Genomic DNA, 9,738 nt, shown 5'->3' with positions numbered 1-9,738 from the left:
GTGCACACCCACCGCCTCGTCGCCATCGTGCGCGGCGACGACCCGCGCGCCGCGCTGCGCTCCGTCCTGGCCCTCGTGGAGGAGGGCGTCCGCCTGGTCGAGGTCTCGCTCCGCGGGGCGGGCGCCCTGGACGTGATCGCGGCCGCCCGCCCCGCGCTCGGCCCGGCCGCGCCGCGGGGCGCGGGCCCCGTACTCTCCGCCGCCGACGCCCGCGCCGCGCACCTGGCCGGCGCGGACTTCGCGGTCACCCCCGGGCTGGGCGAGGGCGCCGTGACCGCGCGCGACCTGGGCCTGCCGGTGCTGGCCGGGGTGATGACGCCGACCGACATCATCGCCGCCCAGGCGATGGGCGCCGAGGCGTTCAAGATCTTCCCCGCCGCCCAGGCCGGCGGCCCCGGCTATCTCCGCGCGCTGCGCGGCCCCTTCCCCACGGCCCCGTTCGTGCCCGTCGGGGGAGTGGACGAAGAAGCGGCCCGCGCCTACCTGGCGGCCGGCGCCACCGCCGTCGGCATCGGCACCCCGCTGCTCGGCGACGCGCCCTCCGGCGGCTCCATCGCCGACCTGCGCGCCCGCGCCCGCGCCTTCCGCGCGGCGGTCGCGGCGGTCGCGGCATGAGCGGCGCCGGCACACCCCTGGCGGCCGGCACCGGACCGTACGGCGGCGGGCCGGTCGTGTGCGTCGGGGAGACGATGGCCGCGTTCGTGCCGGCGCCGGGCGAAGGGCTCGCCGGGGCGGAGACCGTACGGGTGGCGGTCGCCGGGGCGGAGTCCAACACGGCGATGTACCTGGCCGAGCACGGCGTGCCGGCGCGGTGGGTGTCCGCGGTGGGCGCGGACCCGCTCGGCGTCCGGGTCCGCGCGCAGGTGGCGGCGTGCGGGGTCGACGTGGGCGGGGTCCGTACCGATCCGGCGCGGCCGACCGGGCTGATGGTCAAGGACCCGGGCCCGGACGGCACCCGCGTGCACTACTACCGGCGCGGCTCGGCGGCCTCGGCCCTCGGCCCCGGCCTGCTCGCGGACCCGGCGGTACGGGGCGCGGCGCTGCTGCACCTGACCGGGATCACGCCTGCCCTGTCGGCGTCCTGCCGCGAGCTGGTCCGGTGCGCGCTGGACGGCCCGCACCCGGTGAGCTTCGACGTCAACTTCCGGCCCGCGCTGTGGAGCCCGGGTGAGGCGCCGGACGTGCTGCGCGACCTGGCCGACCGTGCCGACCTGGTGCTGGTCGGGCTCGACGAGGCGCAGGCGCTGTGGGGCCCGCGGATCACCGCGCCCGCCGACATCCGCGCGCTGCTGCCCGGCCCGCGGCTGCTGGTCGTCAAGGACGGTGGCCGCGCGGCGACCGCCTTCGACGGCGCGGTCGCGTGCACCGTGCCCGCCCCGGCGGTGGACGTGGTGGAACCGGTCGGCGCGGGCGACGCCTTCGCGGCCGGGTTCCTCACCGGCCTGCACCGCGGCGAGCCCCTCAGCCGGGCCCTGCGCCTGGGCCACCTCACGGCCGGCGCCGCGCTCGCGGTGACCGCCGACCACGGCCCGCTGCCGCCCCCGGAGCGGATCGCGGAACTGCTGGCCGCGACCGACGACGAGTGGCGCCGCCTCACTCCCGGCGCACCGTCCGCCGTGCCGCCCGGTACGCCGGCCCCCGCGTGAGGCCGTCCGCGGGACGGAGGAGGCGCGGGAGCACAAGGGGGTGCGGGACACAGCAGGTGCCGGGTCGAGTGCCCCGCGGGGGCGGAACCACACCCGTTGCCCGTACGTAGCGCACCTTCACGTCCATGTCTCGCTGAGTACGCCAACTGATGCTCTCCTGGTGACGTGGACCACATCACCTTTCTTGTGGCAATGGTCATCGTCACCGCGCTGGCCTTCGACTTCACCAACGGCTTTCACGACACCGCGAACGCCATGGCAACGTCGATCGCCACGGGTGCGCTGCGTCCGAAGGTCGCGGTCCTGATCAGCGGGGTGCTCAACCTCGTCGGGGCGTTCGTGTCGACCGAGGTGGCGAGGACCATCTCCGGCGGCATCGTGAACGACAAGCTCGTCACCCCGGGCATGATCTTCGCCGGGCTGGTCGGGGCGATCGTGTGGAACCTCGTGACATGGCTGCTGGGCCTGCCGTCCAGCTCCTCGCACGCGTTGTTCGGTGGGCTGATCGGAGCGGTGTGGGTGGGCGCGGGACGGCAAGGGGTGAACTTCGACCAGGTGGTCGAGAAGATCCTGATACCCGCGGTCGCCTCGCCGCTCGTCGCGGGGCTGGCCGCGCTGGCCGCGACGTACTTCGCGTACCGGATCACCCGGCGCGCCCCGGCCGGCACCGTGTCCAAGGGGTTCCGGGTCGGGCAGATCGCGTCCGCCTCGCTGGTGTCGCTGGCACACGGCACCAACGACGCGCAGAAGACCATGGGCGTCATCACGCTCGCCCTGATCTCCTGCGGCGCCCTCGGCGCGGGCTCGGGCCCGCCGGTGTGGGTGATCCTCACCGCGGGGCTGTCCATCGCGGCCGGTACGTACATCGGAGGCTGGCGGATCATCCGCACCATGGGCAAGGGCCTGGTGGACATCGAGTCGCCGCAGGGCTTCGCCGCGGAATCGGCGTCGGCCGCGGTGATCCTGACCTCCGCCAACCTCGGCTTCGCACTGTCCACCACCCAGGTCTGCTCCGGCGGCATCCTCGGCGCGGGCGTCGGCCGCAGACTCGCCGCGGTGCGCTGGGGCATCGCGGGCCAGATGGCGCTGGCCTGGCTGGTGACGCTGCCGGCCGCCGCGGCCGTCGGCGCGGTGGCGGCGAGCGCGGTGGTGCACGGCGGCACCCTCGGCACCGTACTGATCGCGCTGGCGGCCGTCGTCGTGGCCGGCGTCATCGTGCTGCTGTCCCGCCGCAACCCGGTCGACGCGAAGAACGTCAACGACGGCCGGACCACCCCCGTCGAGCCCGCCGCGGGCGCGCGGGTCGGGGTGTGAACGGGCCGGGGCGGTCGCGGTCCGGGCGGGTGCCGCCGGGACTGGAGCGGGGACCGGGACCGGAACGGGGACGGCAGCGGGGATCGTGCCGGCAGCGGGACGTGCGGCGGCAACGGAACAGCAGCGGCAGCGGGGACGCGACGGCGGGAGGACAGCGGCATGGACGTGAAATGGGGTTCGCTGGCGGAGATCGCCGTGGTGAGCCTCGGCGCCACCGTCGGCGTCGTGGTGCTCTTCGCACTCGGCGTGTGGGCGCTCGCCGCCCGCGACGAGCACCGCGCGGCCGGCGGCGAGGGCACCGCGCAGGCGGTCGGCGCGGGCGCCTGCTTCGTGGTCTGCGCGTGCGCGGTCCTCTACGGCCTGTACCTGATCATCCCGCAGTTCCACTAGCGGACCGGCGGACCGGCGGTGCCGGCGGACGCGGCGGCCCGTTCGCTGCTGAGGCCCTGAACGGTGCACCGTACGGAGCGAAGGATCTGATTCATGTCCCGGGCCGCGGCGGGCGGACCTTGTCGGGGCCCGGGTCAGTCGAGGTGGAAGACCTCCTCCGCCGGCGCCCACCACTCGCCCGGGGCCGCGCTGTCCAGTGGCTGCTGGCACGGGTCGGTCAGCGCCCACCACTGGCGGGTGACGGGGTCGGTGGCGATGGTCGCGGTGTCCGCGGCGTAGTCGGTGCCGGTGTATTCCAGGTAGCTGAAAAGCAGGCCGTCGCGCAGGTAGATCGAGTAGTTGGCGATGTGGGCCCGCTTGAGGGCGGCGAGCACGCCCGGCCAGGCGTCGGCGTGCAGGTCGCGGTACTCGGACTCCTTCTCCGGCCGCAGCCTGATCACGGTGGCGAATCGCTGCATGGTGTCATTCCTCCCCTTCGGCCGCCGCGCCCGGCGGTGCGACGGCGGCGCAGATCTGCTTCATTCATCGGGAAGAACTGTATGTATCCTGTCTCCCTCCGGCAATCCTCCTGAGCAGGCCGACTCGACCGGGATGAAGTGGTGTGATTTGTCGGCTTCTCGCCGCGGAGTTGACGGAAGAATAATCCGAGGTCTTCCCTTCCTGTAACGCGGATGTCATAGTGACGGCGCAAATGAACATGGTTAATCGACGAGGAGGTCGTCCGGTGTCTGGCGAACGTGGTGCCTTGCCCCCGACCGGCGACGGTGACGCTGCGGGCAGTCGCTACCGGCCCGGATACGAGCTCGTCGCCGACCAGTTGCTGAGCTACATCGCCGACCAGGGGCTGCGGCCCGGTGACCGGTTGCCCACGGAGCAGGGGCTTGCCGAGATCCTGGGCGCGACCCGCAACGTCACGCGGGAGGCGGTCAAGGTGCTGGCCGCGATCGGGCGGCTGAGCGTGCGGCGCGGCGCCGGCATCTTCGTGGCCGATTCGTCCGGCGGGCCGGTCGACGACCAACTCGCGCACTTCCAGCCGACCAGCATGGAGCACGTCCTGATGCTCCTGGACTACCGCACGCTGATCGAGTCGGAGACCGCCCGGCGGGCCGCGGCCCAGGCCACACCGATCGAGGTCCGGGCGATCCGGGAGGGCGCGGAGAGCTCGCTCGCCGCCGGTCGCGTGGCGGACGCGGACTCCTTCGCCCGTGCGGACGCGGACTTCCACGACGCGATCGGGCTCGCCGCGCACAACGTCTTCCTGCGGGCCGGCGTCGGAAGCGTCCGGCGGTTCGCCGCGCAGACGGATGTGCTGCTCTTCCACGGCGACGTGCCCGGTTCGCTGGAGGTCGCCGGCCACCAGCACATCGCCATCGCCGAGGCCATCACCGCGGGCGAACCCGAGCGCGCCGCCGACCTGATGGCCGAACACATCGCCACCACCCAGCACCAGTTCGAGCGCAAGATCCGCGACCGGCTCTTCGACCTGGCCGGCAACCGCGGTGCCACCGTGGCCAGTTCGCAGCCACCTGCGACGCCGACCGCAGCGAGGGCAGCCAAGTCCGCGAAGAGCGCGAAGGCAGCCACGTCGGCCGGCGCGTCCGGCGGAGCGCCCAAGGGCGGCGAGGTCGCACCCCCCTCACCCCGGTCGTCCGCCTCCTAGCCGCAGCACCCGACACCACCCGCGCACCGCTCCCGCCCCCACACCCTCTCTCGTACCGACCACGCATCGACCCGCACGCCTGACCGCCCGAACTCGCCCACCCGAACTCGCGCGCCCGCTTCCAACTCCGCACGCCTGCTTCCGAATTCGCGAGCATCGAGTCCGACAGCACGTCGCCGCCGGGGTCCACCCGGATCTTGGGGTGTTCGCTGTTGAACTGCGCGACCAGCGTCTCGATGGCCTGCCGGCCGGTGCCGGTCTGCCCGTGCCACAGCTCGACGGTCACGTTGCCGTCCTTGCCGACCCCGTCGCTCGCGCCGCCGCGCGCGTGCCACCCGCCGTGCCGTCAGCAGGTCTGGCGGACGTAGCCCTTGCTGCCGACCGGCGAGACGTCGAGGTCACGGCGGACGACGCTCAACTCGTCGCCCCAGCCGGCGCACGCCTTCCGCAGCCCCTTCGCGGTGTACTCGATGACGATCACGTGGTCGCCGAACGCGGCGGTGTAGTCGGCGCATTCGTCGTACGTGCCGCACTCCTCCGCGACCGCGAAGTCCAGCCCGGTCTTCGCCCGGTCGCCCGCCAGCTCGGAGGTGTTCTTCTGCGCGATGGCCAGGCCGTCGGCGTGCGCGTGCGCGGACAGCAGGGCGATGTACGACTCCGCCTCGGCGGAGGTCAGCAGCTTCCCGGAGCGGCTGTAACTGTCGTAGTTGTCGGGCTCGATCGCCTGGTAGCCCTTGGCCGCGCAGTCGTCGATCCAGCCGTCGACCTTGTCGGCGATCCGCTGCCGCTTGTCCGCGGTGCCGGTGTCGAGCAGCGCCTCGCCCCAGTCCTCGTCGTGGACGACCTTTCCCTTGGCGTCGTGGAGCAGGAGGTCGGAGTCCCAGTCGCCCTCGGCGCCGGGCTGTGCCTGGAACGCGTTGACGTAGCAGATGTTGTACAGCCCGGCAGCGGGCGGGTCGGTGTGGTCGCGGCTGACCACGCTCACCCCGGTGGGCGGCGGATAGGCGCCGCCGATCTGGTAGTCGAAGCCGGCGTGGGCGGGTGGCGGGGACACCGCTACGGACGTCGCGCCGGACTGGTCCATCGCGAGCGACGGGACGAGCGCGGTGGCCAACAGCGCCGGAAGCGCGGTGAGACGGAGAGCGGAACCGCGATCGATGCGCATCATCGAGCTCCTGATGACGGAAGGCCGAGGGCTGTTGCGGGGGTGCTGGGCACTGCGTACTTTCCACTTACGATGATCTTGGATCAGCGGTCGGGCGGCGGGCCGGGACCGTCGAGTGGGAATGAGATGAGGGTTCGTGGTGGGAATTCGGCCGGACACCGACCTGACCAGGTTACTGGCCGAGATGGCCGCGCGGATCGCCGAGAACGCCCCTTCGGATTGGCAGCGCTACCGGGTGAGCGTCAGCGCAGGAGAGGGGCATGCTGGGCAGCGCAACGGCCGCTACGAGCTGTCCAACGGCAAGATCCACACCGACAACACCGGACTGATTGATCACGCTCGCCGAGCTCATGCGTTGGCGAAACCGGCGGGTGACCTCACGATCGAGCTGACGGTTGAATCGTCAGGCCGGTTCGAGGCCGTCTCGAGCGGTGTCATCGTCCGAAGCCGTCTGGGCCCCGACTCGCTGCTGATCGTCTTTGATCGGGACACCCTGCCCGGCGCTCCCGGGGACGGGGTTCGTGGGCCGACGGAGCCGACGTTCGCCGGCGACCCGGATGAGGCCGTTCGACTGTTCCGCGCCTATCTTCGTCGTCGCGCGGAGATCCTGGGTCATGAGGAGGAGTTGTCCGACCCGTTGGATGCCGCGGAGCAGGCGAAGCTGATGGCCGCCCTCGGTACCGGACTGCCACCCGACCTTGCAGCCTTGTACAGCCAGGCCGACGGCGCTGAAGCCGACATGGGCTTCTTCTGCAACCACACTTGGTACAGCCTGACAGACGTGTGTCGCTCCGACGGCAACTGGGAAGTCCGGGGCGAGCGTGCGTGGATCGACGACCCGCTGTGGGAAATACCCTTCTTCGACGCCGGGCCACTCGGGGCCGTGCGGCGCTCGTGGCAGCGAGAGGGGTGGATCCCGTTCACGGAAGATGTCGGCGGCAATGCCCACCTCGTCATAGACATGGATCCGGGCCCGGCCGGCCACCCGGGACAGGTCATCCTGCTGGAGAGTCTGATCGACGCTCCGCTCTACGTCGCCGATTCCGTCACCTCGTTCCTGCGCAGCCACCTGCAAGCACTCGATCGCGGCCAATACACCGTCGACGACGGGAGTCTGTGGATCGATGGGCTGCTTCCCGACGCCTTGCAGTTCGAATCGGACCGGCGGTGGAGCGCCGATGACTTCGGGAATTCGCTGCAGGGAATGCCGCCCGTCGTCCAGTCCATTGGTGTGCAGACCGACGATATCGACCTCGATCCTGTAAGCCGAACGCCGCTCCTGCGGCAGGCCGAGCTGATCGGCCGCACATGTGATCTGTCTCCCCTGCGTGCGGTTCCCCTTGAGGCCATCGAACTCGACCTGGATTCGGTCGACCTGAAACCATTGTCCGGCCACCCCACCCTGCGCGCTGTGCGGCTCGGTTCGCGACAGCCCGTCGACCTCGGCGTCTTGGCTGCGCTCCCGCGGCTCGAAGGGCTGGATCTGTCTTGCGCCGTCGTCGCCGACATCGACCGGGTCGCTGAGCTGGACGGACTGCTGTATCTCTGTCTGAGCTTCGAGCAGTGGCGGGAAATCGAGGAACGCGCGGGAGTTCTTTCGTCTCTTGGCGCGGTCGGGTTGCGTGGCACTCCCGCACCGGCCGAGATCCACGAGTGGGCCGCCCGCTTCCTTCCCGCCGTCGGCGGATATCGGTACGGCCTTCAGCACCACGTCGGCCGATGGGACGGCATGCCGTGATGTTCCCGAAGAAAGGTGACCGTGTCGGACACCCGGGACGTTGAACCGGCGGGTCAACCACCCACCACCGACGGCTGGTTCCAGGACGAACAGGACAAGGCGCGCCGGTTGGCGGGGCGCCCGCTATGCTGCGAGGGATGGGGGAAGGATGATCATATGGACACACAGGATATCTACCGGGACCGCTGGATTCGCTGCACGCCGGATGCCGTACGCATCCGCGGCTATTACTTCCCGTGGGGCACCAAGACCGTGCGCTACGCCGACATCCGCTCCGTGCGGAAAGTGAAGCTCGGACCGCTCAGCGGTCAGGCACGGATCTGGGGCACCGCGAGCTTCACGATATGGGCGAGCCTCGACCCCGGCCGGCTGGGCAAGAGCGAGGGCCTGGTGCTGGACGTCGGCAAGCGGATCCGCCCGTTCATCACCCCCGGCGACACGGCCGCCGTCGAGGCCGCGATCCGCGACCGTATCGCGCCGGAGCCGGGAACGGATGGCAAGGTGAGCGATGCGGCGCCCGAAGACGGGTGACGGTGTGACGGACCTGAGCGGGTGAGGCGATGGACGCGGGTGGCGGCCGGCCGCAGGGCGCGGTGAACGCGCTCACCGACGTGGCGGGAGTGCGGGTCGGGCACGCGCAGCGCATCGGCGACGGGTGGCTCACGGGCACTACCGTCGTGCTGGCGCCGGAGGGCGGCGCCGTCACCGCCGTGGACGTGCGCGGCGGTGGCCCCGGAACCCGCGAGACGGACGCGCTCGACCCGCGCAACCTCGTCCAGAGCGTCGAGGCGATCGTGCTGACCGGCGGCAGCGCCTACGGCCTCGACGCTGCCGCCGGCGTCATGGCATGGCTGGAGGAACAGGGCCGCGGCTTCCGGGTCGGCGGCCCCGGCCAGGTCGTGCCGGTGGTGCCGGCCGCCGCGCTGTTCGACCTCGGCCGCGGCGGGGACTGGGCGGCCCGCCCGGACCGGGCGATGGGCCGGGCCGCGGTGGAGGCGGCCGCCGCGACGCCGGAGGGCGCCCCGGTCGCGCAGGGCTGCGTCGGCGCCGGCACGGGCGCGGTCGCCGGCGGCCTCAAGGGCGGCATCGGCACCGCGAGCACCGTGCTGCCCTCCGGCGCCACCGTGGCCGCGCTCGCCGCGGTGAACTCCTCCGGTTCCGTGGCCGACCCCGACACCGGCGCCCTGTGGGGCGCCCGCCCGGCCTGGGCCGCCGAGTTCGGGCTCGACGGCTCGCCGCTGCCCGCGGCCGTACGCGACCGGGCCCGGCAGCGGTCGGCCGCCGCGGCACAGCACCCGCCGCTCAACACCACGCTCGCCGTCGTCGCCACCGACGCCACGCTGACCCGCGCGCAGGCGCACAAGCTCGCCGGCACCGCCCACGACGGGCTGGCCCGCGCGGTCCGCCCGGTGCACCTGCTCTCCGACGGCGACACGGTCTTCGCGTTGGCCACCGGACGGCGGCCGCTGCTGCCCCCGGACGCCCTCGCCACGGCCGACCCCGCCTTCGGCGTCCACCTGGAGGCAGGCGCCGTCAACGCGATCCTCGCGGCCGGCGCCGACGTCCTCACCCGCGCCGTCCTGCACGCGGTGCTGTCCGCCGAGGGCGTGTCCGGCCCGGGCGGCGACTTCCCCGGCTACCGCGAGCTGTACGAGATCCCCCCGGCGGCCGGCCGCTGACGCCTGGCACCCTTCCGCCGCCCAGCCGCTGACGCCTGGCCGCTGACACCGGGCCGCCGGCACCCGGCCGCCCGATCGGCGCCCATCGGTTCCGCCGACCAGGGGGCAGAGGGTGACGCGGCGACGGCGGCGCCGTTGGTACGGGT

The 9,738-nt window shown here is 72.7% G+C and carries 10 protein-coding genes; 8 read left to right on the top strand and 2 right to left on the bottom strand.

Annotated features, from left to right (window positions below):
* The 4 genes from AC13HU_RS22930 (at window position 1) to AC13HU_RS22915 (ending at window position 3,350) form a co-directional block, all read left to right on the top strand.
* Window positions 1-615: a bifunctional 4-hydroxy-2-oxoglutarate aldolase/2-dehydro-3-deoxy-phosphogluconate aldolase gene (locus AC13HU_RS22930; protein WP_483043818.1), complete on the top strand. Its 615-nt coding sequence runs from the start codon at window positions 1-3 to the stop codon at window positions 613-615.
* Window positions 612-1,646, top strand: coding sequence for a sugar kinase (locus AC13HU_RS22925; RefSeq protein WP_483043817.1), 1,035 nt, complete (start codon window positions 612-614; stop codon window positions 1,644-1,646). Before AC13HU_RS22930 ends, AC13HU_RS22925 begins: the two co-directional genes overlap by 4 nt.
* Before the next feature lie 165 nt (window positions 1,647-1,811).
* On the top strand, window positions 1,812-2,960 hold the full coding sequence (locus AC13HU_RS22920) for an inorganic phosphate transporter (RefSeq protein WP_483043816.1): 1,149 nt from the start codon (window positions 1,812-1,814) through the stop codon (window positions 2,958-2,960).
* Window positions 2,961-3,119: 159 nt separating this feature from the next.
* The gene (locus AC13HU_RS22915; protein ID WP_483043815.1) at window positions 3,120-3,350 is read left to right on the top strand and encodes a hypothetical protein; all 231 of its coding nucleotides are present in this window, start codon (window positions 3,120-3,122) and stop codon (window positions 3,348-3,350) included.
* A gap of 134 nt (window positions 3,351-3,484) precedes the next feature.
* Here the strand turns inward: AC13HU_RS22915 and AC13HU_RS22910 are convergent, their stop codons facing one another.
* Complete coding sequence (locus AC13HU_RS22910; protein ID WP_483043814.1) at window positions 3,485-3,808, bottom strand: L-rhamnose mutarotase; 324 nt, start codon at window positions 3,806-3,808, stop codon at window positions 3,485-3,487.
* A gap of 266 nt (window positions 3,809-4,074) precedes the next feature.
* Here AC13HU_RS22910 and AC13HU_RS22905 point away from each other — a divergent pair, with 266 nt between their 5' ends.
* A complete protein-coding gene (locus AC13HU_RS22905; RefSeq protein WP_483043813.1) occupies window positions 4,075-5,010 on the top strand; it encodes a FadR/GntR family transcriptional regulator in 936 nt (311 codons plus the stop codon).
* Window positions 5,011-5,356: 346 nt separating this feature from the next.
* Here the strand turns inward: AC13HU_RS22905 and AC13HU_RS22900 are convergent, their stop codons facing one another.
* Window positions 5,357-6,175: an endo alpha-1,4 polygalactosaminidase gene (locus AC13HU_RS22900; RefSeq protein ID WP_483043812.1), complete on the bottom strand. Its 819-nt coding sequence runs from the start codon at window positions 6,173-6,175 to the stop codon at window positions 5,357-5,359.
* A 136-nt stretch (window positions 6,176-6,311) separates the two neighbouring features.
* Between AC13HU_RS22900 and AC13HU_RS22895 the strand changes: the two genes are divergently transcribed.
* Genes AC13HU_RS22895 through AC13HU_RS22885 form a run of 3 tightly spaced genes read left to right on the top strand, consistent with a single transcriptional unit; the run spans window position 6,312 to window position 9,592 of the window.
* Complete coding sequence (locus tag AC13HU_RS22895; protein WP_483043811.1) at window positions 6,312-7,913, top strand: SMI1/KNR4 family protein; 1,602 nt, start codon at window positions 6,312-6,314, stop codon at window positions 7,911-7,913.
* A gap of 21 nt (window positions 7,914-7,934) precedes the next feature.
* Window positions 7,935-8,444 (top strand): hypothetical protein, encoded by a 510-nt coding sequence (locus AC13HU_RS22890; RefSeq protein WP_483043810.1) that lies wholly within the window; start codon window positions 7,935-7,937, stop codon window positions 8,442-8,444.
* Between the two features lie 29 nt (window positions 8,445-8,473).
* Window positions 8,474-9,592 (top strand): P1 family peptidase, encoded by a 1,119-nt coding sequence (locus AC13HU_RS22885; RefSeq protein ID WP_483043809.1) that lies wholly within the window; start codon window positions 8,474-8,476, stop codon window positions 9,590-9,592.
* Window positions 9,593-9,738 lie beyond the last annotated feature (146 nt).

The organism is Streptomyces sp. NH27, from assembly GCF_056859195.1.
This window is presented reverse-complemented; position numbering and strand designations above follow the sequence as displayed.

Excerpts from the sequence above, each read along its gene's own strand:
- AC13HU_RS22885 (WP_483043809.1), top strand. The coding sequence starts at position 8,474 with ATGGACGCGGGTGGCGGCCGGCCGCAGGGCGCGGTGAACGCGCTCACC.
- AC13HU_RS22925 (WP_483043817.1), top strand. The coding sequence starts at position 612 with ATGAGCGGCGCCGGCACACCCCTGGCGGCCGGCACCGGACCGTACGGC.
- AC13HU_RS22910 (WP_483043814.1), bottom strand. The coding sequence starts at position 3,808 with ATGCAGCGATTCGCCACCGTGATCAGGCTGCGGCCGGAGAAGGAGTCC.
- AC13HU_RS22915 (WP_483043815.1), top strand. The coding sequence starts at position 3,120 with ATGGACGTGAAATGGGGTTCGCTGGCGGAGATCGCCGTGGTGAGCCTC.
- AC13HU_RS22900 (WP_483043812.1), bottom strand. The coding sequence starts at position 6,175 with ATGCGCATCGATCGCGGTTCCGCTCTCCGTCTCACCGCGCTTCCGGCG.